Origin of the sequence: Burkholderia sp. IMCC1007 (assembly GCF_027257875.1) — a bacterium.
Taxonomy (GTDB): Bacteria; Pseudomonadota; Gammaproteobacteria; order Burkholderiales; family Burkholderiaceae; genus Burkholderia.
Genome location: NZ_JAPVQY010000011.1, coordinates 88,065 through 112,137 on the forward strand (window position 1 = coordinate 88,065; position 24,073 = coordinate 112,137).

Consider the following 24,073-nt stretch of genomic DNA (forward strand, 5'->3'; position numbering starts at 1 on the left):
TGGGAAACGGTATCCCAAGCTCCTTGGCCCCATACAGGGCAGTTGTCGAGGAGACGTTGGCCTTGGCTAACAAGTGGCATGAACAGATCTCGCACGGGTATGTCCCAACCTCTCGCGAAGCAGCAGAATTTCGGAGCGAGATGGCGAGCCTGCAGCGTGCGGCGCAGGAGGCATGGCATCGCCACTGCGAAAGCGACAGGGACTACGAAATCCCTGATTAACGGGGAAAACGAGGAAAAAATTGTGGAGCTTTACAGCATCGACGTATCGGCGACTGGCGAGACCGTGTGGGTGATGGGTCACGATGGCTCGTGCGTAGGGCGATTCAGCAAGCGCTTCGGGATCGACGTACATCGGACTGAGACCGAGCAGCTTGCAGGCGCTGATCAGTGCCGCATTGCACACATGAGGTGGCCAGTATGGCTGAATGGCATGTTTTCCGCGAGGCGGTCCTGCGCTACCACGGAATCGAAGTGCCGGTTGAGGCCATCCAGTTATAAGCGAAAAAATGAGCGAGATCCTTACCTATGCCGAGCGCGCAGCAATTCGCGCTAGCGGTCAAAGACGAGACACAGCTTGCTACGGCGCGAGCGGCATTCCATCTTGCTGCGCCGGCGCACGGCATCAACGCATGTGTAATGGTGCTGCATCGTAACGATCGTGATTGAGTGCGCCTTTCGCGCTTGCAAATATGACAATCAACCTGACGCCGTTCAAACACGAGCCGCTCTGCTACGGACATACGTGGACCGTTGAAGACGAATCCGTGCTCGCCCAGCGAATCGCTCGCGTCGCATTGGGCCAGGCGCGGCATATCCAGAAAATCCTTGCCGGAGCATCGGTTGTCGCGCCTGCAACGACAAAGAATGCCGCTAGAGACGCAATCAAGCTCCTGACAGTCGCAACTGGCGAGGACCCATGGCACCGCGACGGATGGATGTTTCAGGTTTTGTCGTGGATTGCAGCCTACCGCGCAGCGCCTGACGGCATAATCAGTACGCCTCACATAAGATTGGCAGACAAAGGCTTTGACGGACTCGAACTTGAGGTCAACAAGAAGACCGGTAAAGTCAAGGGCGCAATCATCTTCGAAGACAAGGCAACGGATAATCCACGCGACACGGTTCGCGATGCAGTCTGGCCCGAGTTCGCTGCGCTCGAGTCCGGCGAACGCGAAAATATGCTGACCGCCGAAGTAGTCGCTCTCCTCTCTACGAAGCTGGATATTGATCCGGACGCCGCTATCGAGAACATCATCTGGGGTAACGTTCGTCGTTACCGCATCAGCATTACGGTTGGGGGCAATCACTCCGATGAGGCAGGACGCCGCCGGCTTTTCAAGGGCTATGACGCGATCGCAGCTGGCGACATGAAAAGACGCCGCGCCGAGACGCTTTACGTCGATGATTTGCGAGCATGGATGCAAAGGTTGGCCGGAAAGGCGATCGCTATCGTGCGGGCGGAGGTGAAAGCACATGTTTGATGCCGATACAGTGACATTGATCTCGAGCGCCCCGCAGTTACCGGGACTTGACCTGAAGGATCTTCCGCGGCGACTGACTGACGCATACGCGACGCTTGTTTCTGCGCGAATCCGCCTACGTGAGTTGGCTGATACGCGTCAACTGCCGGAGGAGGTCACTACAGTTGCCCGCGAAATGAATCGCCTTGCCTTTTCGCAGGAGGCACTCGTCTCTGCAATCGGCGATCGCGAAAATCGCGCGGCGGCGGCGTTTGTTGCTGGCGCTGCGCACCATGTCGTGCTGCTCGCGGACAAGATCGGCGCAACATCGCCTCGAGCCAGTAGCCTTTCGCTTGAATGTATTTCGCCAGAAGTCTCGGCAACGATTCTGTTTCTGATTGCTGAATCCAGCGCAGATGCTGCGGAAATGGCGAAGTCAATCGTAATCGAAACCGACGACGTCATTGAGGCAGCGCTCCTTTCCGCAGTCGTTCATCTCGCGAATGGGCAACTGCAGGATATCGTGGGAACACCGCTGCCGAACGTCGAGAGGGTGCTCGCTGGCGACCCGTACGGCCGTGCCGTCAGAGCCCTATATTTTATGCTGCTGCGAGGGGTGCGATTGCTCGCCAGCGGTATGTTGGGGCTCGACGCTACGGATGCGGTCGGGGAGCAGGGCGATGCTGTAGGCCTTTTCGAGCAAGTGAAAGCACTGTGCATAGAGCCGCTGGATGGTTTTGCAGATGAGAGCGCGCCGCCATATAGCGTCTACCCCGGGCCATGGCACCTCGCATCCCTGTTATCGTCAGCATCGAAGGATCTGGCAGCATCTGCACTTGTTAATACGCCTCCGCCGCCCGGCCTCGACGGCGGTCAATGGCTCACCTTGATGAAACGAATTGCCACTCGTCGGCCCTATTTGTGGCGAAATCACCGACAGGCAATTTCGGCTGGATATCTCAGACCGGGCGTTTCCGTCGCGATCAGCTTTCCTACCGGCGCAGGGAAGTCCACGCTTGCTGAACTCAAGATTGCGGCAGCGCTCTTGCGCGGGCAGAAAGTGGTGTTTCTGGCGCCGACCTTGGCGTTGGTAGACCAGACGGCGAACGCGCTGCGAGTAACCTTTCCCGATTCGGAGGTGCTTCGCGAAAGGACCGATGACCTCATCCTCGAAGCAGACGACAATGGTCTGCCGGCGATTTCGGTGATGACACCCGAGCGCTGTCTTGCGACGTTGAGCTTTGACCGTGAAGCATTCACTGGTGTTGGACTTCTTGTTTTTGACGAGTGCCACTTGTTGCATCCTCGGCAGACTAACGCAAGTCGTCGCTCAATCGACGCCATGCTGTCGGTCCTTAACTTCATTACCGTTGCACCGGACGCGGATTTGCTCTTTCTCTCTGCGATGATGATGAACACGCAGGAGATGGCAGACTGGATGGCAGATCTCACTGGCCGTCAGTGCTTGCCGCTTACGCTGACCTGGAAGCCGACACGGCAAGTGCGGGGCTGCGTAGTCTTTGGCGATGAAGAGATCAGGGCACTGAACCAACGTCTACGCGAGACACGCGCCTCGGTCAAAAACAAAGATGCTCCGGCCGCACTCAAGCGGGAGTTGACCGTCTACCCGTATGGTTTCTTTTGCCTGCACCAGACTTGGCAGTCACAGGCGCGCAAGGACTATGCGCTTTTGCCGCTTCTTGATGACGAGGTAACGCTGTCGACCGGAACGACGAAGAGGGGAGACTGGTATCTTACTCCCAACGGGAATCAGGTCGCTGCAGCGATAGCGGCAGCAACGGCCAAGCAGGGATTGAAGACCCTCGTATTTACGCAGACCGTTACGCTCGCCAATAGTGCTGCCAAGACGCTATCGAAGGAGCTCGATGTACCCGGGTGCGAGCTGACAGATGAAGAACGCGACCTCTATGTCACCGCAGTTGACGAAGCGGGGGGAGCTGAGCATCTGTACATTGAGATTGAGAAGAAAAACAGGCTCATCTCGTCCAGCGCTTGTCACCATGGTCTGTTGTTGCCGGCCGAGCGAAATCTGCACGAGTCGCTATTCAGGCGGAAGGATGGAATCAACGTACTTGTTGCGACGTCGACTCTTGCACAGGGCATGAACCTTCCCAGTGAGGTGGTCATCATTGGTGGCGACAGTCGTTTCGACTCCAACGCAGACCGAATGCAAAGGCTCGAGGCTCATGAACTACTGAACGCTGCCGGCCGTGCAGGCCGGGCCGGGGACGCATCATACGGGGTCGTACTCGTCGTGCCAAGCAAGGTTGTAAACTTCGACGACAAAGCCAACAGGATTCACAGCCATTGGGCAGATTTGCGCTCCATTTTTGCGCAGAGCGACCAATGCCTGACGATTGACGATCCATTGACGGCATTATTGGACCAGATCCATGATGCCGTCTCGCCAAAATCGGATATGGCCATGTACTTGTTGCGGCGCTTACCGGTCTCGTCATCCGCAGATCAGGACGCGCATGATGCGCCCGCGAGAGGACTGCTAGGCCGTTCATTCGCCGCGTTCCGGGCCAGACAAAGGGGGGACGCCCACTGGGTCCAGTCACGCATCGATTCTGCCGTGGCGCTGAGACGTGAAGACCCCGACACACCGCGCGTGCTGACCTGGGCTGATCGGCTGGCTGCATCGGCCGGAGTCCCCGTCGCGATCATCCGTGAGCTCGGAGAGCCGTTTTCGGAGGAGATCAACCCTGAGGCAACGGTGGCCGACTGGTATGCGTGGCTCGTGCATTGGCTGGTGCATCGACCTCAGCTCATACCCGTGCTCATCCGACCGGAAAACCTCGAGGGATTGTTCGGAACCGCGTACAAGAAGCTCGATGACGACCGCGACAGGGGTACTTACGCTGCCAGTCGGCTATTTTCGCTCCTCGATCGCTGGATAGCCGGCGATACTCTGGTGGGCATTGAGCGAACGTTCGGCACGAAGGAGAACCGTCTGGGTAAGTGCGAATCGGCACGCGAGTTCGTTTTGCGTATGTTGCCTGAACTTTCATATATCTTTGGGTTACCAGCTCAGATATATCAAGCTGTTTCCATTGAGCGCGGAGGGAGTGGCGATATGCCGCTCGCGCTTGGTTTGCTCAGTGCGTGTGTGCGGCAAGGATTCGATAACGCGGACAAGGTCGTTTTGCGCCGATACCTGCCCGGGCGTCCCGCCCGTCGCGCTGTGCACCGGAAATATGTGGAAATTGCGCCCGTCCTGCAGAGTGCCCCGCTTGGGGAAGATTTTCGAGGCGCCTACAGAAGAATCGCTTCAGCTGTTGAAGTCGCCGCTTTTCTTTGACGGTAAAAAGTAAAATCTGGCGAGACGCTGAACGCAGGGCAAAGTGCTTCGCAATGGCTGGTGCATTCAAACCGCACTGAGTCGTTGACGTCACGTCCTGGTGCGGTTCATCGCGATGAATTGTTTGTTGCATAAGCGGAACGACGCCACTTTGTTGTTGGACCAGCACGCTGTGCTTTGATCACGCGGCCATTTCGCCGTCGTCCGGTTGACGTGACGGGGTAGGAGTCGATTGCAATGGCATGACATTAACTCCCTGAGCGAAGGACTGCTGCTGAGCGGGCTGCATGCCCGTCTTCAGCGCATCGAGGTAGTCCGCATACCACTGCATCATTGCTCGCCGTTGTCTGAGATATCTAGCGTGGTTGTAGTCGCCAGCAGTGCCTTCCTCAAGATGCGCTAGCTGCGTTTCGACGTGATCCTTTATCCAGCCGTGCTCTCGAAGGAGGGTGCTCGCGGTATGACGTGTGCCGTGCCCGACCATACGACCCTTGTAGCCAATCTTCGAAAACACGAGGTTGATGGTGTTTTCGCTTATGATCTCGTGCTTCGTGCCGATGCCGGGAAAAACGTACTTGTGACGCCCCGTCAGCTTTTTGAGTTCCCTGAGCGCCTTGACCAGTTGCGACGGGAGCGGCGTGACGTGGCCGCGTCGCATCTTCATCTTCTCGGCAGAGATCGTCCAGAGTGCTTCGTCGAGATCGACCTCGGTCCATTCGGCATAGCGGACCATACCCGGTCGGCTCGCCGTCCAGATGGTCATCCAGGCAGCGACGTAGGCAATGAGGCGGCTCGTCGATTTCTCGAGCGCGCGCAGGAAGTCAGGAAGTTCCGATTCGAGAAGGTGAGGATACGGTTTTGCCTTCGGCGCGGCTTTCGAAATGACCTTGAGCTCCGAAGCCGGATTGAATTCGCATTTGCCGCGTGCGATGGCCTGACTGAAGATTTCGCGCAGCCAGCCGCGAGCCTTTTTCGAGACGTTGAGGGCGTCGCGCTTTTCGAATCGTTCCTGGACACGGGCGCAGTCTGCGCGCGTGATGTTTACCAGCTTGATCGAACCGAGCTCGGGCAGGATGTCCTTGTCGAGGTACGTCCGAATTTTGCTCAGCGTTGAGGCGGACCGACCTGCATCTTGTTTGTTCTTGTACCAGAGTTCAGCGGCTGCTCTGAACGTGCCGTCGTCACTGGTATCCGCCCGCTGCCGCGCTATCCGCCGTTTCGCGCGCGGATCGGCGCCGTCGGCGACGAGCGTCCGGTATGCTGCTGCCTGCTGTCTCGCTTTCTGAAGCGTGACGTCGGGGTAGCGTCCCAACGAGATACGCGGCTGCTTGCCATGCAGGCGATAGCGGAAATGCCAGAACTTGTTGCCCTCCGGGGTTACCCAGAGAACCAGCCCGTCGCCATCGGCGACACCGTAGGGCTTTGGCCGGGGGCGGGCTGCTTCGACTTCGCGAACGGTGAGAGGCATGGTGAGTACATTGCGTAATCTCGAACTTTCAATGTACTCAAAAACGTACTCGTCTGCACGTGGCTTGCCGTGTTCCGGCTTAGACGGCAATAAACAAAAAACCCCGCAAATTCAATGATTTACGGGGTCTTCTGGACTTCTCTGTACTACCCTATACAGCCTTATGGTGCCCAGGAGAGGACTCGAACCTCCACGATGTTGCCACCGCTAGGACCTGAACCTAGTGCGTCTACCAATTCCGCCACCTGGGCACGTTTTGCAGTAGCTGCTTGCTGCAAAGAAGCGAAATTATAGCGCCCCAATTACTCGTGTCAACACTTTTTTGCGATGGGCCGCAAACGGGCCGCCGAGGCGCCCGCCCGCGGCATTCCCGTCATTTGACGACACAACGCGGGTGATAGAATGACCCGCCGCCGTCAATATAGAACTGTCTGACGGACACCTCTATGTTGATGCCGGGCACCATCAGTCAACGCAACGAGAACAATCATCGACAAACCCTTGAGCAAATATCCGTACCCCATTCCGAGCCGTGAAGAAATTCTTGGCGTGCTGCGTACGAGCGACGCGCCGCTGGCCGCCAACGATATCGCCGAAGCGCTGTCGATCAAGCGTCAGGAGCGCGAGGGGTTCTTCCGGCGGGTCGCCGCGATGGAACGCGACGGCCAGATTCGCCTCGACAAGCGCGGTCACTACCAGCTCACCCATCCGTCGAACTTCGTTGCCGGTCGCGTCCAGGGGCATCGCGACGGCTACGGGTTCGTGATCCGCGACGACGGCCAGGACGATCTGTTCTTGCCGAACGGCGAAATGCAGAAGGTCATGCACGGCGATCGCGTGCTCGCGCGGATCGTCGGCTACGATCGCCGCGGCCGGCCCGAAGGGCACGTCGTCGAAGTCACCGAGCGTGCGAACAAGCGCGTGATCGGCCGCCTGCTCAATGAGAACGGCGCGCTGATCGTCGCGCCCGAAGACAAGCGCATCGGCCACGACATCCTGATCACGCAGAACGTGAAGAAGGCGAAGGTCGGGCAGGTCGTCGTCGTCGAATTGACCGATTTCCCGAGCCGCCACTCGCAGCCGCTCGGCCGCGTCGTCGAGGTGCTCGGCGACATCGACGACCCGGGCATGGAAATCGAGATCGCGGTGCGCAAATATGGCGTGCCGCACGAATTCAGCCAGCCGGCGCTCGACGAAGCCGCCGCGCTGCCGGACAAGGTGCGCCCGGCCGATCTGCGCTTCCGCGTCGACCTGCGCGACGTGCCGCTCGTGACGATCGACGGCGAGGACGCGCGCGACTTCGACGACGCCGTCTACTGCGAGCCCGTCAAGGTCGGCCGCGGCGACGGTTTCCGCCTGATCGTCGCGATTGCCGACGTTTCGCACTACGTGCAACCGGGCAACGGCCTCGACGCCGACGCGCTCGAGCGCAGCACGTCGGTCTACTTCCCGCGGCGCGTGATCCCGATGCTGCCGGAGAAACTGTCGAACGGCCTTTGTTCGCTGAATCCGCAGGTCGACCGCTGCGTGCTCGTGTGCGACATGGTGATCACCGCGCGCGGCGAGATCAAGGCGTACCAGTTCTATCCGGCGGTGATCCACTCGGCCGCGCGCCTGACGTACACCGAAGTCGCGGCCGTGCTGTCGAACACGAAGGGGCCGGAGGCCGCGCGCCGCGCCGATCTGCTGCCGCACCTGCAGGATCTGTACGGCGTCTACAAGTCGCTGTTTGCCGCCCGTCAAAAGCGCGGCGCGATCGACTTCGACACGACCGAGACCTATATCGTCTGCAACTCGCAGGGCAAGATCGAGCAGATCGTGCCGCGTCAGCGCAACGACGCGCACAAGCTGATCGAGGAATGCATGCTGGCCGCGAACGTCTGCGCGGCCGATTTCCTGAAGCGCCACAAGCACCCGGGCCTGTACCGCGTGCATGCGGGGCCGACGCCGGAGAAGCTCGAGAACCTGCGCGCGTTCCTGCGCGGCATGGGCCTGTCGCTCGGCGGCGGCGACAAGCCGCATGCGAGCGACTACGCGGCGCTGATGGCGCAGATCCGCGACCGGCCCGATGCGCAGATGCTGCAGCCGATGCTGCTGCGCTCGATGCAGCAGGCCGTCTACAGCCCGGACAACATCGGCCACTTCGGTCTCGCGTACGAGGCGTACGCGCACTTCACGAGCCCGATCCGCCGCTACCCCGACCTGCTCACGCACCGCGCGATCTACGCGATCCTGTCGGGCAAGAAGTACACGCCGAAGGCGCCGGAAGGCTTCGAGCTGAACACCGCGCTGTCGCCGCGCGCCCGCGCGATGCAGCAGGCCGACGACGAAGCGCGCGGCCGCTCGAGTCCGAACACCGCGATCTGGGAAGAACTCGGCCTGCATTGCTCGGCGAACGAGCGGCGTGCCGATGAAGCGTCGCGCGACGTCGAAGCGTGGCTCAAGTGCTACTTCATGCGTGACAAGCTCGGCGAGGAGTACGGCGGGATGGTGAACGGCGTCACGTCGTTCGGCATCTTCGTGCAGCTCGACACGCTGTTCATCGAAGGCCTCGTGCACGTCACGGAGCTCGGCTCGGACTACTTCCAGTACGACGAGATCAAGAACGAGCTGCGCGGCGAGCGCACGGGCATCCGTTATCGCCTGTCGGATCGCGTGCGCGTGCAGGTGAGCCGCGTCGATCTCGACGCGCGCAAGATCGACTTCCGCCTCGTGCGCGATACGCCGGTGAAGGCGCCGCGCCCGGCACCGGCGCCGGCTGTCGTCGGCAACGATCGTGGCGGTCCGCGCGTGCGCTCGTTGCCGCCGGCGGAAGATGCGGTGCCGCGTCGCAAGAAGGCGGCAAGCGCGCCGACCGTCGCGGTGAACGAAGCGCGCGCTGCGCGTGCCGCGAAGAAGAAGGGCGGCACGGCGGCGAAGACGGCCGCGAAGAAGCCGCACGCGCGCAAGAAGTATTGAGCGTTCAGGGGCGGCGCGCACGCCCTTGCAGTATCGAGAGACGCCGCGTTCTACCGGTCACCGCCGGCAACGCGGCGCTTTCCTTTTCCATGGATCGCGGCTGCGCGCGTTGCGCGGCCGCACGTTTGATCGAAGGTTGTTCCAGTCATGTCACGTCTGAAGGTTCTTTACGGTTTTCATGCGGTGACCGCACGTTTGCGGCACGATGCATCGACGGTTGCGGAGGTGCTGTACGACCAGACGCGCCGCGACCGCCGCATGCAGGACTTCCTGCACGCCGCGAAGGAAGCGGGCGTGCGGCTGATCGCAGCCGACGAAACGCGCCTGTGGGGTCTCGCGCATACCGAGCGCCATCAGGGCGTCGTCGCGCGCGTCGAGGACGTGCCGCTCGCGCAGAACCTGTCCGAGCTGCTCGACGGCATCCAGGGTCCGGCGTTGCTGCTGGTGCTCGACGGCGTCACCGATCCGCACAACTTGGGCGCATGCCTGCGTGTCGCCGATTCGGCCGGTGCGCACGCGGTGATCGCGCCGCGCGATCGCGCGGTCGGCCTGAACGCGACGGCGGCGAAGGTCGCGAGCGGCGCGGCGGACACGGTGCCGTACATCACGGTGACGAACCTCGCCCGCGCGCTGCGCGAGCTGAAGGAAGCGGGCGTGTGGATCATCGGCACGTCGGACGAAGCGTCGTCGACGCTGTACGAAACCAAGCTCGACGGCCCGGTCGCGCTCGTGATGGGCGCGGAAGGCGAAGGCATGCGCCGGCTCACGCGCGACACCTGCGACGAAGTGATGAGCATTCCGATGGCCGGCAGCGTGGAAAGCCTGAACGTGTCGGTTGCAAGCGGCGTGTGCCTGTACGAAGCGGTGCGGCAGCGACGCGTGAAGGGCTGATGCACGCGGCCCTGCGCAATGCGCGGGCCGCCATGATCCGACCGACGTGTGACGCGATCGCGCGCGGCACATGCCTCTCCGGAACGCGCGAACCATGACCCTGTTCCGTCTCGGCGCATCGTGCGCCGTTCTCGGTCTGCTGGCCGCCTGCACGTCGCCGTCGCTCGTCGAGCACGGCACCTACTACGCCGACACGAGCCTGCACGCGCGCGGCGCCGATTCGCGGATCCGCTTTCTCGTGATGCACTACACCGAAAGCGACGAAGCGAAATCGCTGCGCACGCTGACCGGCGATTCGGTCAGCGTGCATTACGTCATCGCGCCGCAGCCGCGTGTCGAACACGGGATGCCGGTGGTCTACCAGCTCGTGCCGGAAGCGGAGCGCGCGTGGCATGCCGGCGTCAGTGAATGGCAGGGCACGACCGAACTGAACGCGGCGTCGATCGGCATCGAAAACGTGAACCGCGGCCCGCTCGATCCGCAAAATCGTACGTGGCAGCCGTATCCGGCCGCCCAGGTCGACGCGCTGATCCGGCTGTCGAAGGACATCGTCACGCGCTACGCGATTCCGCCGACGCGCGTGGTCGGGCATAGCGACATCGCGCCGCAACGCAAGATCGATCCGGGCCCGCTGTTCCCGTGGCATGCGCTCGCGCAAGCCGGCGTCGGCGCGTGGCCGGACGACGCGACCATCGCGGCGCGGCTCGCGGGTCGCGACCCGCATGCGCTCGTCGACGTGCGCGCGTTGCAGCTCAAGCTCGCGCGCTACGGCTATGACGTGCCGACCGACGGGGTGCTCGATGCGCGCACGCGGCGCGTATTCGCGGCATTCCAGATGCATTTCCGGCCGTCCGACTATGCGGGCAATCCGGATGCCGAAACCGACGCGATCGCGCAGGCATTGCTCGACAAGTATTTCCCCGGCGAGGCGCCGGCCGACGACGCATCCGCGACGGGCGCACCGTGACGATCGGCGCGCAACGCGGCGACCCGGCCGCGGCCGCCGAAAAAGCACGGGCTGTCGGCCGAGTCCGGTAAACTGGCGGTTTTTCGCAATCCCGCAGCATTTCCTCCCCATGACTCAAGACGAACTCAAACGCCTGGTCGGCCAGGCGGCCGCCGATTATGTGATCAACAACGTGCCGGAAGGCGCGGTGATCGGCGTCGGCACCGGCTCGACCGCCAACTGCTTCATCGACGCGCTCGCCGTCGTCAAGTCGCGCTATCGCGGCGCGGTGTCGAGCTCCATCGCGACCACCGAGCGCCTGAAGTCGCACGGCATCAAGGTGTTCGACCTGAACGAGATCGAGTCGCTGCAGGTGTACGTCGACGGCGCGGACGAAATCGACGCGAGCGGCGCGATGATCAAGGGCGGCGGCGGCGCGCTGACGCGCGAGAAGATCGTCGCGTCGGTGGCCGACACGTTCGTGTGCATCGCGGATGCCAGCAAGCGCGTGCCGGTGCTCGGCGCATTCCCGTTGCCGATCGAGGTCGTGCCGATGGCGCGCACGGCGATCGGCCGACGCGTGACCGCGCTCGGCGGTGTGCCGGTCCTGCGCGTGACGAAGGACGGCGCGCCGTACATCACCGACAACGGCAACGAAATCATCGACGTGAAAGGTCTGCAGATTGCCGACCCGCGCGGTTTCGAAGCGCAGGTGAACGCATGGCCGGGCGTGGTGACCGTCGGCCTGTTCGCCGAGCGCGGCGCGAATCTTTGCCTGCTCGGCACGGAAGCCGGCGTTGAAACGATCGTTTATTCGGCTAATTGAAAGAATTGAAATGAAATTGGCAGGTTGAAAAACGCTCTTCAGCGGGACGTCATAACCCGTACCGGATTGCATATTTCAATCGTGTCGAAAATCGCGGCCCGGCAAGCGCAGAGCGCTTCCCGGGCCTTTTTGGTGACCGTATAAAGTACCCCTTATTAAAGAGGGATAACCCTGTCAGGTGTTTACCAGATAGCGAAATATCCCCGAACTCGCCAACTTATAGATCATAAGAACAGTGGTAACCAGGGCCGGCGGAACTGCGGAGCAGGTGTTCGCAAATCGACGCACGGGGAGGTGTCATGGAGCAGGGCAAAGACCGGTCACTGGTCGCGAAAGTGATGGATGGGCTTGTCGCGGGTATTGTCGAAGACAAGTACGGCGGCATTCTGCCGCCGCAGGACGTGCTATCGAAAGAGTTCGATGTAAGCCGTACGGTGATGCGCGAAGCATTGTCGATGTTGCTTGCGCGCGACATGCTGGACGTGCGTCCGAAAGTCGGTACGCGCGTGCGGCCGATGCGTGACTGGCGCATGATCGACGAGGATGTGGTGAGCTGGCGGTTTCGCGCGAAACCCGATCCGCAGTTCATGCGCGACGTCATCGAATTCAGGATGCTGATCGAACCACGTGCGACTGCGCAGGCCGCGGTGCGTGCGACGGCGCTCGACATCGCGGCCATTCGCGAAGCGTTCGAAGCGTTCAAGGTGTTGCAGCCGGGCGATCCTGGCTACGACACGGCGGACGAACTGCTGCACACGCGGATCGTCCAGGCGAGCGGCAACCAGTTTTTCCAGCAGATGGCGGCGATCGTGCGCGGTGCGGTGCGACTCGTGAATCCGCGCGTCGCGCAGAAGGACGGTGCGCACGACATCGCGGTGAAGGCGCATGCGCGCGTCGTCGACGCGATCGAACGGCGCGATCCGCGCGAAGCGGAAGCGGCGTCGCTCGCATTGATCGATTTCAGCGCCGACGAGATCTCGCGCGATTTCTCCGTCGACGTGCCCGTGCGCGCTTGAATCGGCGCGCAGCGTCATCCGTATGCTTCATCCGTGAGTCGAGCCGTTTATCATGACGGCCGGCCGGCAACCTGCCGACCGCCGTTATACGACCGACACGGAAGATCCGGATGAACGACCTCGACAAGCGCCCGGTGCGCTTCGGCATCATCGGCGCGGGCAGCATCGCACGCCGTTTCGCACAAAGCCTCGCTCACGTGCCGGGTGCCGTGCTCGCCGGCGTGTGGGCACGCCGGCCGGACGCCGCCAGCGCGTTTTGCGACGCTAGCGGCGCAACGCCTGCCACGAGCGTCGATGCGCTCCTCGCGAGCGACGTCGATGCAATCTACATCGCCACGCTCCACGACAGTCATGCGCAGTACGCGCTGGCCGCGCTCGCGGCCGGCAAGGCCGTGCTGTGCGAAAAGCCCGCGACGTTGAACGCCGCGCAGCTCGGCACCGTGCTCGATGCGGCGCGCGACGCCGGACGTCTCTTCATGGAAGCGATGAAGCCGCCGTTTTTTCCGCTGTACCGGCAGTTACGCGCGCACCTGCAAGCCGACCCGATCGGCGAGGTGCGGCTCGTGCGGGCCGGTTGCGCGTCGTCGTCGGTGCCGGACGATCATTCCGTCTATCGCCTCGATCGCGCCGGCGGCGCGCTGCTCGACATCGGCATCTACGAAGCGTTTCTCGCGGTCGACTGGCTCGGTGCTGCGCGCGACGTGCAGACGCTCGGCCGTCTCGGCGCGACGGGTGTCGATATGTTCGCGAGCCTGAACAGCGTGCACGCGAACGGCGGAATCTCGCAGCTCTTTTGCGGGCTCGACGTGATGGGGCGCGGCGATGCGCTGATCGCCGCCGCGGGCGGGCACGTGACGATTCACGACAAGTGGTGGAACCCCGCACGCGCGACGATCCGTTATGCCGATGGGCGCACCGTCGAGCTCGATGCGCCGGTCGACGGCGGCGGCCTCAACTACGAGACCGAACATTTCTGCGACTTGCTGCGCGCCGGCAAACTCGAGAGCCCGATCATGACGCACGACCATTCGCGGCAGATGATCGCGATGACCGACGCGGCACGTGCGGCGCTCGGCGTGCGTTATTCGGGCGAGTAAGCGGGAAGAGCAGCGGGCGGGAAGAAGGGTGGGAAAAGCGGATGCCGGGGCGCGCAGGCGCGCCCCGACGTGACGTGCGTTCAGTGCCGCGCGGGCAGCGACAGGCGCTTTTCGTACCAGCGCTGGACCCATTCGAGGATCTGGCACAGCACCCAGTACACGGCCGCGGCGGCCAGGTACAGCGGCAGCGGCTGATAGGTCGCGGCGATCACTTCCTGCGCGCTGCGCAGCAGTTCGGTCACGGTGATCACCGACACGAGGGACGTGTCCTTGATCAGGCTGATCAGGCTGTTCGACAGGCTCGGCACCGCGATGCGCAGCGCCTGCGGGCCGATCACGTAACGCAGCGTCTGACTCCACGACAGCCCGAGGCTGTACGCGGCGAGCCATTGGCCGCGCGCGATGCCGTTGATCGCACCGCGCATGCTTTCGGACATGTAAGCGGCGACGTTCGCGGACAGCGCGATGACGCCGGCCGGCGTCGGGTCGAGGGAGATGCCGAGACTCGGCAGCCCGTAATAGATCACGAAGATCTGCACGAGCAGCGGCGTGCCGCGCATCAGGCTCACATAGCCGCGCGCGAGCCACGCGAGCGCGTTCACCCAGATGCGCTCGAAGCCCTCGAGCGGTTCGCTTTGCCGGATGCCCATCATCGCGAGCACGACGGCGCCGAACAGGCCGAACACCATCGACAGCACGGCGAACTTGACGGTCAGGACGGCACCTTGTGCGAGCACGGGCAGCGATTGGACGAGCAGGGACGTTGTCGACATGGAGTACGAAGCGGATGCGTGCGCGAAAGCGCAATCATAAACCGGACCAATAGAACAAAGGGCGGCATCGTTGCGGATGCCGCCCTTTCCGGCCCGCCGTCAGGCGGGAAACAGAGGCGTGCTTACTTGATCGGTTTCGTCACGTCGATGCCGAACCACTTGTCCGAGATCTTCGTGAACGTGCCGTCGGCTTCGAGCTGCGCCATCGCGTCGTCGATCGCCTTCTGGAACTTCGGGTTGCCCTTCTTGAACGGGATGCCCGACGGATTCGCCGAACCGACGTTCGCGCCCGGGCGCAGCGGGAGTTGCGAGTTCTTCGTCAGGTACGCGAGCATCAGGCGATCGTTGAGCGCCGCGTCGAGACGGCCGGCCGCGAGGTCGCGCAGGTATTCGGGCGCGCCCGGATACGTCTTCACGTCGATGCCGGGCACCGATTTCGCCATGTCCATGTAGTTCGTGCCAAGCGCGACGCCGAGCTTCTTGCCCTTCAGGTCTTCCAGCGACTTGAACGCGCGCGTGTCGTCCTTGCGCTGGATCAACTGCGCGGACGAGTACGTGTACGCCGGCGAGAAGTCGAGCGTCTCCTTGCGCTTGTCGGTGATGCCGACCTGGTTGGCGATCACGTCGAACTTGCCGGCCTGCAGGCCCGCGATGATGCCGCTCCATTCGGTCGTCACGAACTCGGCCTTCACGCCGAGCTTCGCGGCCACCGCCTTCGCGATGTCGACGTCGAAGCCGACGAGCTCGCCTTGCGGGTTCTTCGAGTTGAACGGCGGGAACGTGCCTTCGAGGCCGACCCGCAGCGTGCCGCGCTGCTTCACCTGGTCGAGGAGGTCGGCCGCATGCGCGGTGGCCGCGGCGAACGACGTGCCGACCAGGCCGGCAACCAGCAACTTCTTCAGCAGCGAAACTTTCATCGTGTGAGCTTCCTTGCCCCAGCGGGGCTCATGATCCTGACTGTGCGATCGATGATAGTAAAAATGCAATCGATCATTAAATATCGTTTGTTTATGGCTATATTACGCGGCGCGTTCGCGCGCGATGGCCTTCACGCACTCGGCGACCAGTGCCGGGCCGCGATAGATGAAGCCCGTGTACAGCTGGACAAGCGATGCGCCGGCCGCGAGTTTCGCGCGTGCGTCGTCGCCGGAGAAAATGCCGCCGACGCCGATGATCGGCACGGCGCTGCCGACTTGCGCATGCAGCTTGCGGATCACTTCGTTCGACGCGTCGAACACCGGGCGGCCCGACAGGCCGCCGGCTTCGTCCGCGTGCGGCAGACCCTGCACGGCTGCGCGCGACAGCGTGGTGTTGGTGGCGATGACCGCTTCGATCTTGTGGCGCAGCAGCGTGTCGCCGATTTCCTTGACCTGTTCGTCGTCGAGATCGGGGGCGATCTTCAGCGCGAGCGGCACGAGCTTGCCGTGCAGGTCGGCGAGGCGCTGCTGCTTGTCCTTCAGCGCGGCGAGCAGCGCGTCGAGTTCGCCCGCGCCTTGCAGCTGGCGCAGGTTCTTCGTGTTCGGCGACGAGATGTTGATCGTCACGTAGCTCGCGAACGGGTACACGCGTTCGAGGCAGTAGAGGTAATCCTCCGCCGCGCGCTCGATCGGCGTGTCGGCGTTCTTGCCGATGTTCAACCCGAGGATGCCGCGATAGCGGGCCGCCTGGACGTTCTTCACGAACTGGTCGACGCCATGGTTGTTGAAGCCCATCCGGTTGATCAGCGCGTCGGCCTGCGGCAGGCGGAACATCCGCGGGCGCGGGTTGCCCGGTTGCGGGCGCGGCGTGACCGTGCCGACTTCGATGAAGCCGAAACCGAGCGACGCAAGGCCGTCGATGGCCGCGCCGTCCTTGTCGAGGCCGGCCGCGAGGCCGACCGGGTTGCGGAACGTGAGCCCCATCACGGTGCGCGGGGCGTCGGGCACGCGGGCCGACAGCGCGCAGGCGAGGCCCGTGCGGCCGGCCGCGCCGAGCGCGCGCAGCGTGAGGTGGTGAGCGTCTTCCGCATCCATCTTGAACAGGGATGCGCGGGCCAGCGGATAGAGGGAACTGAACACGGGAATTGGGCGGACGGCCGGAATGAATGACAACCCGCTATTTTACCGGGAGTTGCGCGGCAAGGGCGGGGTTCGGTTCGCGGGCGCCCGTGGCATGCGTCGTGCGCGGTGCGACAGCCCTTTCATCGAGCACGGACGATGCCCGTTGCGGGAGCTGTGCCGCGTCGCCCGCACGCGCGTCAGCTCGATCCGGAATGCCCGCCGGGCAGCGGCGCGCGGGCGAGCGCGGCGTCCACCGGCGGCAGGTCGACGCGATCCGGATCGAGTATCTTCCAGCGGCCGTCGAGCAACCCTTCGAGCGGATGGAAGTTCGCCTTGTACGCCATCTTCGGGCTCTCGCGGATCCAGTAGCCGAGATACACGTACGGCAGGCCGAGGCTCTTCGCCTGCTCGATCTGCCACAGGATGTTGTAGGTGCCGTAGCTCGTGTGCTCGTCGTCGGGTTCGAAGAACGTGTAGACCGACGACAGCCCGTCGCCGAGGATGTCGATCATGCTGACCATGCGCAGCTTGCCGGGCTCGCCGCCCGGTGCGTCGAGGTCGCGGAATTCCACGAGGCGCGAATTGATCCGGCTTTGCAGCAGGAACTGCTCGTACTGGTCGCGGCTGTCGCGATCCATGCCGCCGCCGGCATGACGCGCCGACTGGTAGCGCATGTACAGCGCGTAGTGTTCCTCGTCGTAGTGCAGCGGCGAGACCGTCGCGACGAGCGAGCGGTGCCGCTTCCACATCCGGCGCTGCGTGCGCGATGGCGTGAACGCGCCGACGGGCACGCGCACGGGGACGCATGCGCGGCAGCCGTCGCAGTACGGGCGATAGGTGAACACGCCCGAGCGGCGGAAGCCGGCCTTCACGAGCTCGGTATAGATGTCGGAGTTGATCAGATGGCTCGGCGTCGCGACCTGCGAGCGTGCGATGCGGCCGTCCAGATAGCTGCACGGATAGGGCGCCGTTGCATAGAATTGCAACGCCGAAAGCGGTGAAAGCGGCAGCTCAGTCGGGTGAGTCATGGGCAGCTCTCGATGCGGGGAAGGAGTGCCGCGCTAGCGCTCGATCCCGGAGGGCGCCGCCGGTTCGGCGGGGCCCGTCAGCGCGGCGAGCACGCGCTTGTCGAACTGCCACGGAATCGGCGGTTCGGTTACCGCGCGACGCACGTGAGCGACAAAGGCCTTGCGTGCGATCTCGCGGCCACCGAGCGACGCTAGATGCGACGTATTCTGCTGGCAGTCTATCATCGTCTGCCATCAAAAAACCGTTAAAAATCAGTAGCTTAATCAATCAGTTTTGTCAGATTTCCTGGCTGACTGGTTACGAAACTGGCTACAACAAAAGTAACATGAAAACGGGGCTAAATACATCATGTCTAGACTCAACAATAGGCTCATCGAACGAGCCCGGCCAACCAAGAATAAGGGGGACACGTTCCTCTCAGACGGTGATGGACTGGTGTTGCGGGTGTCTCGGACGGGCACGAAGACGTTCTGCTTTCGCTATTCCTGGGGCGAGAAGCGCCGCCTCATGACCCTCGGGCCATACCCACTGATGCTGTTGCCCGCGGCACGAGAATTGGCCGCAGCGGCGCGGCAGAAGCTTTTCGATGGCGTCGATCCGATGGAGGGGCTGACGGGGCATCTAACTCTCGAGCGGGCGCCTGAGCAGGCAGTCGTCACGGTTCGAACGATGGCAGCGGATCGGACAGAGCAATATGCCAAGCCGACCTATAAGCGACAGCGCACGCAGCTTCAAATGGTCGAGAAGGACATCCTGCCCGTCATCGGTGATCGGCCGGTGAGTTGGATCACGCCGACCGACACTGCCGCGGTCATCACCAAGGTCGTTGCTCGCGGGGCTCGCGTGAAGGCGAACCGCGTGCTGTCGCTCATGAAAACGATATTCGGCTGGGCCAAAGAGCGTGGTTACATTGCTGAAATGCCCGTGCTGATGACTCGGCGGAGCGCCGGCGGCCGGGAGAAGGGCAAGAACCGCCAACTCACGGTAGATGAGATCCGGACAGCCTGGCTGGCTCTGGACAATCATGCTGGGATGATGAACTGGCGCACGAAGCGTGCTCTGCAACTCATCATCCTCACTGCGCAGCGGCCAGGTGAGGTGGCTGCGATGCAGTGGGATCACATTGACCTCCAGAAACGCTTGTGGGTGTTGCCGGCGGAGGTCGTTAAGTCGGACCGTGACCATATCGTCCACTTGTCGGATCCGGTAATTGCGATTCTCAATGAAGCGTGGAGCGTCAGTGCAGGCGAACGGTATGTGATGCCCGGCAATAAGGGAAAGAGAAAAGTTGATCGCCCTACCGGCACGCAGACACTATCGAAGGCGCTGCTGGACATGTTCGCTGCCGGGGAGTTCAAGGGCATTCGCAAGTTCACCCCGCACGATCTTCGACGAACCGCGGCGTCGCGCATGGGCGATATGAGCATTCACGCGCACATCATTGAGAAGATCCTCAATCACCGTATGAAGGGGGTTCTGGCGATCTACAACCATGCCGACTATCTCTCCGAGCGAAGCCGCGCTTGAGGCATGGGGGCGCAGGGTCGCAGAGGAGGTCGCACGGACGGAGGATGCGGCGGCGTAACGGTGTGTCCGGCCATGCACGAATTTGAGATGCCTGTTTGCGAATGTCACTTAAAGTTAAGTCGCGTTCTGCTATCTCGACAGACGGCAGTTCCCCGGGTAAACAGTCAGACAATTAGAAATTGAGAGGGCCACCAATTGAAACGGAACTATCTCCGGGTGGGCGATCATTCGTCTACCGGCGGCACAGTCGTGGATGCGATCCCGACGATGAGTTGCGAAGGAGTCGGACTGACCTTCGTCGGTGCCAAGGTCACCTGTCCCGCGTGCAAGCAGATTGGCGTCATCGTTGCCGAGGGTCCACGCTGGCCTGGCGACCTCATGGGGCACCAAGCCGCACTAGAAGGCGACAAGGTAGTTTGCGGGTGCAGTCCGCGACCCACGATGATCGCCTCGCAGTCGGATATGTTTCAGTCGTTCGAGTCGGACGTACTCCACGACATGGGATTTACCGCGGCCGGCGTTCAGCGCGCGCTCGATACTGGAACTCCGCAGCCATCGGCGGGATTCTGTCTCTCTTGCATGCTCGCTGCGGCGAAGAATGCGGCGGCGATGGTTGTTCGTGGGTGACGCGCCGTGAGCATTCAGGTCATATTCTCCGCGTGGCAACAGCGAGCCAGTCTCCCCGTGCGCCTGTTCGCGCTCATCGACGGCTTGCTGTATTCCGAGGTAGCTGGAACTGCGCCGAAGCGAGTCGATGGATCAGCAATGGCACTGCTCGACGCGACGCCCGATGCTTCGCTCGCCGACGCTGGCCCCTGGCTGTTCGATGTTGAGAGAGCCGGCACAGACGCAGGAAGCACACTTACAAAATTGGCACAGAGCGAATACGGGGTGAACTGGATCGTCAGCGCCTATCAGCCAATCCAACTCGCGAGCGAGCTCCGTGATCGACTGGACGCGACGTTGCCCGACGGTCGATCGGCGATGCTTCGCTACTACGATGCGCGAGTCATGCGGCACTTCGCTCCGGCGCTCAGCTCAACCGAACTTCCGATGTTCTTCTCGCCAATGTTCGATTGGCTGATCGAGATTGACGGACAGCTTTTCAGGGCACACCCGTATGCCACTTAACCTGACTCCGACTCATCTTTCTGCGCTCGCGGAGGGCGAAGCACGCAACTTCGTCGACGGCGTGCGGCGCGATCTGATCAAAGCGGATCCAGCATTGGCGCAAGACATCGATCTCCACAACCGACTGTGGGAGGCATATCAGGCCGCTCGCGGGATCGGCATCAAAGAGAGCGAACACTTCGTCCAATTCCTGAAGGTCGAGGCATATTCGCCGGGGTTCTATACGAAGCCAGCGACGCGAGCATGGCTGACGAAACCCGGTCGAAGCGCAGACGAGCGTTTCCACGTCTACGTCCAAGAGATAACTTGGCGATCACAGCATCCGGATAGTCTCAAAGGAGCACCGAATGGCAGCAGCGTTATTCCCCGTAGTGACAGCAGCAGCAGCGGAGGTGGGGCCGGCATTGTCGGCTATTGGCGCCGCATTGTTGGGAGGGGCGGCAGTAGCGGGCGTAGCTAGTATATCGGGCAGCACTGCGCAGACGAAGGAAGACGCGAAGACCGAGTCCAGAACAATCTCCGATTCGACGAAGCCATGCAAGAAGTGCCCGCCCGAAAATACCGGCAGGAAGGTTCGAAACGACCACGGGGTCAACTGGCCGGCGTATCAGTATCAGGCTAGAGTGACCGGCTTCGCCTACGACACCGAAGGGTGCCACTGGAGCGAAGAGTGGGAGTGGCTTGGCATCGACTTTGATGGCTTCAAGCCAGAGGAGTGTTTGCTGCAGGAGGCGAAGGGGAACGACGATCAGTTCCTGGATGGTTCAATTCCCGGAGCCGACGAATTCTTCAAGGGCTTCCCGAAGATGATGAAGACCGTTGTGACGCGCGCGGTTCGTGTGAAGGCGAATCCGCCTACGAGGCTGCGGTATTATTTTCAAGGGCGCTTGACCTATCAGAAGATGGCGCCCGGACTGAAGAAGCTCAAAGTCGAGTCCGAATATCTTCCGTAAGCATTTGCCATGAAAATCGAGTGCACTATCAAAGGCGGCGGCATTCCGCCGGCTGACTTCAACCAAACGTTGCAGAAGATCGGAGCGGTTATCGATGTCATCGCCGCGGGCGAACCGGCGCTTTCGCGATCAGCCTGGCGCATGCAAGGTGATTCGCTTGAAGAGGCACAAAGCAGCGTCGTCTACCAAGTCGATGGCACTCCGAGCCCGTCCGCGATCGAGGAACTTCGAAACGAGCTTGGCGGCGATGATGTTGCATCGTTCGGGATCTGGGGTGGCGAGGTCCGCAAGGAATTTGGCGCGTCCGTTGAAGTTCTTGCCTGCGGAGGGGAGTTCTCGGACACAGTCACGATCAACGCTCGAGGCGCGTTTATTGATGAGAGCAAAGATCGGGTAGCGGCTGTCGTTGCCCGAGTGGCGCTCGAATTTGCCCCTGCCGTAATTTCAGCGGCACCGAAAGGCTACGAAGAGAAGCAGGCGTTCGACGATCGTCCTGGTGTTGGTTGGATGCTGTATCTGCCAGTCGAGTTGACGGTTCAGCAAGTCCCTGAGGCGCAGGAGCTTATTCCGGTTACCGGTGCTGATGGAAAGAAGCGGCTCGGGACTATCGTCGTCAGCATCAAGGATGAGCCATTCTCCGTCGACAACGAGGAACACCTGACGGTCGCGCACAACGTCGAAGTGCGGCTCATATCGATGGACCTGCTGCCGTTGCTCGGCGAGATTGGCTAGAGGTTGTCGCGGGCGCCGTCGGCGCGATAGAATCGCGGCGCGCTTTCTGGCGCGAATTACCTATAAGAGTTTGGGGCGAGTGCATCGACGACGGTGGACGGCCTGTCCAGACCAGTCACTTGCTGACCGAGAAAGAGGTCGTCGACTGGCCTGGCTACATGCGCAATGGCTTTCGCCGACTCGATGAAACGCGGCGCGACCGGGATGCGATCGACAGGGCGAACAAGGCTCGCCAGAACAAGCAACTTGCCGTCATGGACGCGGTGATCCATCGCGAGCTCCGGGAATTCTGGAATCGCTATCGCGGAAACAAGGACGTCGAGCGCCTGATCGTGGAGCTCATCCGAACGCGACGCGCGATACGCGAAATGGAGGATCTGCGGCGAATCGTGCAGGATTGCTGGAACGAGGTATCGAACGGATCGCATCTAGTTGCTCTCCACAAGCTCCGATGCCTGCTGCAGGACGAGGCACGACGCGGTGAAGAGTAGATCGCGCCATTCCTCCGGCGCTGTCGCGCGTGCGCGCATTGTCAATCAGCAAAACGCAGCCTACCGCGCAGGATTCGCGCCAATACCTGCTCTCTAAACTTGTCTCTGTCGCAGCGAACAGCGCGACGAAGACCGGGCAGAGAAAGCATCCTTTCAATCCCATTATGGTTTTCAGGGCTGCACTTGCTTTCTTTCGCCGCCGTGCTCGTTCTGCACGCATCCGGGCAACCCAGACAACCAAGACGAGAACGAGGAATGTTGGGAGACGGTGGAATACGAGGAATTGGTCGATCCCCGCGAGGGAAGCTGGTGACTTAGGGTAAATCCCACCCCAATTGTGCTGTATTAATGGCCGCGCTTGTCGCGGCCATTTTCGTTTGAAGTGGCTACAATATTGGTGACAATAACGGTGTCGGATCAGGCGACACCCGAGCGGCGGAAGCCGGCCTTCACGAGCTCGGTATAGATGTCGGAGTTGATCAGATGGCTCGGCGTCGCGACTTGCGAGCGTGCGATGCGGCCGTCCAGATAGCTGCACGGATAGGGCGCCGTTGCATAGAATTGCAACGCCGAAAGCGGTGAAAGCGGCAGCTCAGTCGGGTGAGTCATGGGCAGCTCTCGATGCGGGGAAGGAGTGCCGCGCTAGCGCTCGATCCCGGAGGGCGCCGCCGGTTCGTCGGGGCCCGTCAGCGCGGCGAGCACGCGCTTGTCGAACTGCCACGGAATCGGCGGTTCGGTTACCGCGCGACGCACGTGAGCGACAAAGGCCTTGCGTGCGATCTCGCGGCCACCGAGCGACGCTAGATGCGACGTATTCTGCTGGCAGTCTATCATCTCCAGCCCGTGGTCGCGAAGGTGGGCGACGAGCGCGGCCAGCGCGATCTTCGACGCGTCGGTGGCATCCGCATACATCGACTCGCCGAAAAACATCCGCCCGAACGCGACGCCGTACAGGCCGCCGACGCGGCGTCCGTCGTGCCATGCCTCGATGCTGTGCGCATTGCCGGAGCGATAGAGCGACGTATACGCGTCGATGATTTCGGCCGTGATCCATGTGCCGCGCTGTCCGCGCCTCGGCGCCTGCGCGCACGCGCGCATCACGCCCGGAAAATCGTGATCGACGCGCACTTCCCACGCCGGCTCGCGCAGCACGCGCCTGAGCGTCTTGCGCAGCGACGGCGACACCTTGAATTCGGCCGGCGCAAGGATCATCCGCGGGTCGGGGCTCCACCACAGCACGGGCTGGCCGTCCGAATACCACGGGAAAATGCCGCGCAGGTACGCGTCGATGAGGCGTGAAGGCAGCAGGTCGGCGCTCGCGGCGAGCAGCCCCGGCGCGCCGGTGTCGGGGCCGAGCGCGCGCTCGATGGGCGGGAACGGATCGTCCGGACCGAGCCAGGGGACCATGG

The 24,073-nt window shown here is 62.3% G+C and carries 20 protein-coding genes, 1 tRNA gene and 2 pseudogenes; 14 read left to right on the forward strand and 9 right to left on the reverse strand.

Annotated features, from left to right (window positions below):
- Positions 1–691 precede the first annotated feature (691 nt).
- Positions 692–1,483, forward strand: coding sequence for a hypothetical protein (locus O1Q03_RS13320; RefSeq protein WP_269503989.1), 792 nt, complete (start codon positions 692–694; stop codon positions 1,481–1,483).
- Positions 1,476–4,787 carry a DEAD/DEAH box helicase gene (locus O1Q03_RS13325; RefSeq protein ID WP_269503990.1) on the forward strand — a complete coding sequence of 1,104 codons (3,312 nt, stop codon included), beginning with the start codon at positions 1,476–1,478 and terminating at the stop codon, positions 4,785–4,787. The genes O1Q03_RS13320 and O1Q03_RS13325 overlap by 8 nt, the downstream gene beginning before the upstream one ends.
- Positions 4,788–4,968: 181 nt before the next feature.
- On the opposite strand, the gene O1Q03_RS13330 is transcribed toward O1Q03_RS13325, so the two are convergent.
- Entirely contained in the window at positions 4,969–6,255 is a 1,287-nt protein-coding gene (locus O1Q03_RS13330; protein WP_269503991.1) for a tyrosine-type recombinase/integrase, read from the reverse strand.
- Positions 6,256–6,419: 164 nt separating this feature from the next.
- Positions 6,420–6,506: transfer RNA gene (locus tag O1Q03_RS13335), tRNA-Leu, on the reverse strand.
- Positions 6,507–6,756: 250 nt separating this feature from the next.
- On the opposite strand from O1Q03_RS13335, the gene rnr reads away from it, so the two are divergent.
- The 6 genes from rnr to O1Q03_RS13365 all read left to right on the forward strand — a co-directional run bounded on the left by rnr (position 6,757) and on the right by O1Q03_RS13365 (position 13,989).
- On the forward strand, positions 6,757–9,213 hold the full coding sequence (gene rnr, locus O1Q03_RS13340; protein ID WP_269503993.1) for a ribonuclease R: 2,457 nt from the start codon (positions 6,757–6,759) through the stop codon (positions 9,211–9,213).
- Positions 9,214–9,360: 147 nt separating this feature from the next.
- Positions 9,361–10,104, forward strand: a complete 744-nt coding sequence (gene rlmB / locus O1Q03_RS13345; protein WP_014897171.1) for a 23S rRNA (guanosine(2251)-2'-O)-methyltransferase RlmB — start codon at positions 9,361–9,363, stop codon at positions 10,102–10,104.
- A gap of 94 nt (positions 10,105–10,198) precedes the next feature.
- Positions 10,199–11,071, forward strand: coding sequence for an N-acetylmuramoyl-L-alanine amidase (locus O1Q03_RS13350; protein ID WP_269503998.1), 873 nt, complete (start codon positions 10,199–10,201; stop codon positions 11,069–11,071).
- A 109-nt stretch (positions 11,072–11,180) separates the two neighbouring features.
- A complete protein-coding gene (rpiA, locus tag O1Q03_RS13355) occupies positions 11,181–11,876 on the forward strand; it encodes a ribose-5-phosphate isomerase RpiA (RefSeq protein WP_226277776.1) in 696 nt (231 codons plus the stop codon).
- Between the two features lie 299 nt (positions 11,877–12,175).
- Complete coding sequence (locus O1Q03_RS13360; protein WP_269504001.1) at positions 12,176–12,892, forward strand: FadR/GntR family transcriptional regulator; 717 nt, start codon at positions 12,176–12,178, stop codon at positions 12,890–12,892.
- Between the two features lie 110 nt (positions 12,893–13,002).
- Positions 13,003–13,989 (forward strand): Gfo/Idh/MocA family protein, encoded by a 987-nt coding sequence (locus O1Q03_RS13365; protein ID WP_269504002.1) that lies wholly within the window; start codon positions 13,003–13,005, stop codon positions 13,987–13,989.
- 80 nt (positions 13,990–14,069) lie between these two features.
- Here O1Q03_RS13365 and O1Q03_RS13370 read toward each other — a convergent pair whose 3' ends face one another.
- The 5 genes and pseudogenes from O1Q03_RS13370 to O1Q03_RS13390 form a co-directional block, all read right to left on the reverse strand.
- Positions 14,070–14,762: an amino acid ABC transporter permease gene (locus O1Q03_RS13370; RefSeq protein ID WP_269504003.1), complete on the reverse strand. Its 693-nt coding sequence runs from the start codon at positions 14,760–14,762 to the stop codon at positions 14,070–14,072.
- Positions 14,763–14,884: 122 nt separating this feature from the next.
- Entirely contained in the window at positions 14,885–15,679 is a 795-nt protein-coding gene (locus O1Q03_RS13375; RefSeq protein WP_269504004.1) for a cystine ABC transporter substrate-binding protein, read from the reverse strand.
- A 102-nt stretch (positions 15,680–15,781) separates the two neighbouring features.
- Positions 15,782–16,819 (reverse strand): quinone-dependent dihydroorotate dehydrogenase, encoded by a 1,038-nt coding sequence (locus O1Q03_RS13380; RefSeq protein ID WP_269504006.1) that lies wholly within the window; start codon positions 16,817–16,819, stop codon positions 15,782–15,784.
- A gap of 179 nt (positions 16,820–16,998) precedes the next feature.
- Positions 16,999–17,829 carry an arginyltransferase gene (locus tag O1Q03_RS13385; protein ID WP_269504007.1) on the reverse strand — a complete coding sequence of 277 codons (831 nt, stop codon included), beginning with the start codon at positions 17,827–17,829 and terminating at the stop codon, positions 16,999–17,001.
- 33 nt (positions 17,830–17,862) lie between these two features.
- Positions 17,863–18,054, reverse strand: a pseudogene (locus O1Q03_RS13390) (leucyl/phenylalanyl-tRNA--protein transferase); the annotation flags it as partial.
- A gap of 124 nt (positions 18,055–18,178) precedes the next feature.
- Between O1Q03_RS13390 and O1Q03_RS13395 the strand changes: the two are divergent.
- From O1Q03_RS13395 to O1Q03_RS13420, 6 genes are all read left to right on the forward strand, one after another.
- Positions 18,179–19,357, forward strand: coding sequence for a tyrosine-type recombinase/integrase (locus O1Q03_RS13395; RefSeq protein ID WP_269504009.1), 1,179 nt, complete (start codon positions 18,179–18,181; stop codon positions 19,355–19,357).
- Positions 19,358–19,552: 195 nt separating this feature from the next.
- Positions 19,553–19,984, forward strand: coding sequence for a PAAR domain-containing protein (locus tag O1Q03_RS13400; protein WP_269504010.1), 432 nt, complete (start codon positions 19,553–19,555; stop codon positions 19,982–19,984).
- 57 nt (positions 19,985–20,041) lie between these two features.
- Positions 20,042–20,488 (forward strand): DUF4123 domain-containing protein, encoded by a 447-nt coding sequence (locus tag O1Q03_RS13405; RefSeq protein ID WP_332112532.1) that lies wholly within the window; start codon positions 20,042–20,044, stop codon positions 20,486–20,488.
- A 347-nt stretch (positions 20,489–20,835) separates the two neighbouring features.
- Positions 20,836–21,441, forward strand: coding sequence for a restriction endonuclease fold toxin 5 domain-containing protein (locus O1Q03_RS13410; protein WP_269504014.1), 606 nt, complete (start codon positions 20,836–20,838; stop codon positions 21,439–21,441).
- Positions 21,442–21,450: 9 nt separating this feature from the next.
- Positions 21,451–22,173, forward strand: coding sequence for an Imm52 family immunity protein (locus O1Q03_RS13415; RefSeq protein ID WP_269504016.1), 723 nt, complete (start codon positions 21,451–21,453; stop codon positions 22,171–22,173).
- A 119-nt stretch (positions 22,174–22,292) separates the two neighbouring features.
- Positions 22,293–22,664, forward strand: a complete 372-nt coding sequence (locus O1Q03_RS13420; protein WP_269504018.1) for a hypothetical protein — start codon at positions 22,293–22,295, stop codon at positions 22,662–22,664.
- A gap of 423 nt (positions 22,665–23,087) precedes the next feature.
- On the opposite strand, the pseudogene O1Q03_RS13425 reads toward O1Q03_RS13420, so the two are convergent.
- Together O1Q03_RS13425 and aat are read right to left on the reverse strand one after the other, a co-directional pair.
- Positions 23,088–23,273 (reverse strand): annotated as a pseudogene (locus O1Q03_RS13425) (arginyltransferase); the annotation flags it as partial.
- A 33-nt stretch (positions 23,274–23,306) separates the two neighbouring features.
- Complete coding sequence (aat, locus tag O1Q03_RS13430) at positions 23,307–24,071, reverse strand: leucyl/phenylalanyl-tRNA--protein transferase (RefSeq protein WP_269504019.1); 765 nt, start codon at positions 24,069–24,071, stop codon at positions 23,307–23,309.
- Positions 24,072–24,073: the final 2 nt, after the last annotated feature.

Excerpts from the sequence above, each read along its gene's own strand:
- O1Q03_RS13320 (WP_269503989.1), top strand. The coding sequence starts at position 692 with ATGACAATCAACCTGACGCCGTTCAAACACGAGCCGCTCTGCTACGGA.
- O1Q03_RS13325 (WP_269503990.1), top strand. The coding sequence starts at position 1,476 with ATGTTTGATGCCGATACAGTGACATTGATCTCGAGCGCCCCGCAGTTA.
- O1Q03_RS13330 (WP_269503991.1), bottom strand. The coding sequence starts at position 6,255 with ATGCCTCTCACCGTTCGCGAAGTCGAAGCAGCCCGCCCCCGGCCAAAG.
- rlmB (WP_014897171.1), top strand. The coding sequence starts at position 9,361 with ATGTCACGTCTGAAGGTTCTTTACGGTTTTCATGCGGTGACCGCACGT.
- O1Q03_RS13350 (WP_269503998.1), top strand. The coding sequence starts at position 10,199 with ATGACCCTGTTCCGTCTCGGCGCATCGTGCGCCGTTCTCGGTCTGCTG.
- rpiA (WP_226277776.1), top strand. The coding sequence starts at position 11,181 with ATGACTCAAGACGAACTCAAACGCCTGGTCGGCCAGGCGGCCGCCGAT.
- O1Q03_RS13360 (WP_269504001.1), top strand. The coding sequence starts at position 12,176 with ATGGAGCAGGGCAAAGACCGGTCACTGGTCGCGAAAGTGATGGATGGG.
- O1Q03_RS13365 (WP_269504002.1), top strand. The coding sequence starts at position 13,003 with ATGAACGACCTCGACAAGCGCCCGGTGCGCTTCGGCATCATCGGCGCG.
- O1Q03_RS13370 (WP_269504003.1), bottom strand. The coding sequence starts at position 14,762 with ATGTCGACAACGTCCCTGCTCGTCCAATCGCTGCCCGTGCTCGCACAA.
- O1Q03_RS13375 (WP_269504004.1), bottom strand. The coding sequence starts at position 15,679 with ATGAAAGTTTCGCTGCTGAAGAAGTTGCTGGTTGCCGGCCTGGTCGGC.
- O1Q03_RS13385 (WP_269504007.1), bottom strand. The coding sequence starts at position 17,829 with ATGACTCACCCGACTGAGCTGCCGCTTTCACCGCTTTCGGCGTTGCAA.
- O1Q03_RS13395 (WP_269504009.1), top strand. The coding sequence starts at position 18,179 with ATGTCTAGACTCAACAATAGGCTCATCGAACGAGCCCGGCCAACCAAG.
- O1Q03_RS13410 (WP_269504014.1), top strand. The coding sequence starts at position 20,836 with ATGGCAGCAGCGTTATTCCCCGTAGTGACAGCAGCAGCAGCGGAGGTG.
- O1Q03_RS13415 (WP_269504016.1), top strand. The coding sequence starts at position 21,451 with ATGAAAATCGAGTGCACTATCAAAGGCGGCGGCATTCCGCCGGCTGAC.
- aat (WP_269504019.1), bottom strand. The coding sequence starts at position 24,071 with ATGGTCCCCTGGCTCGGTCCGGACGATCCGTTCCCGCCCATCGAGCGC.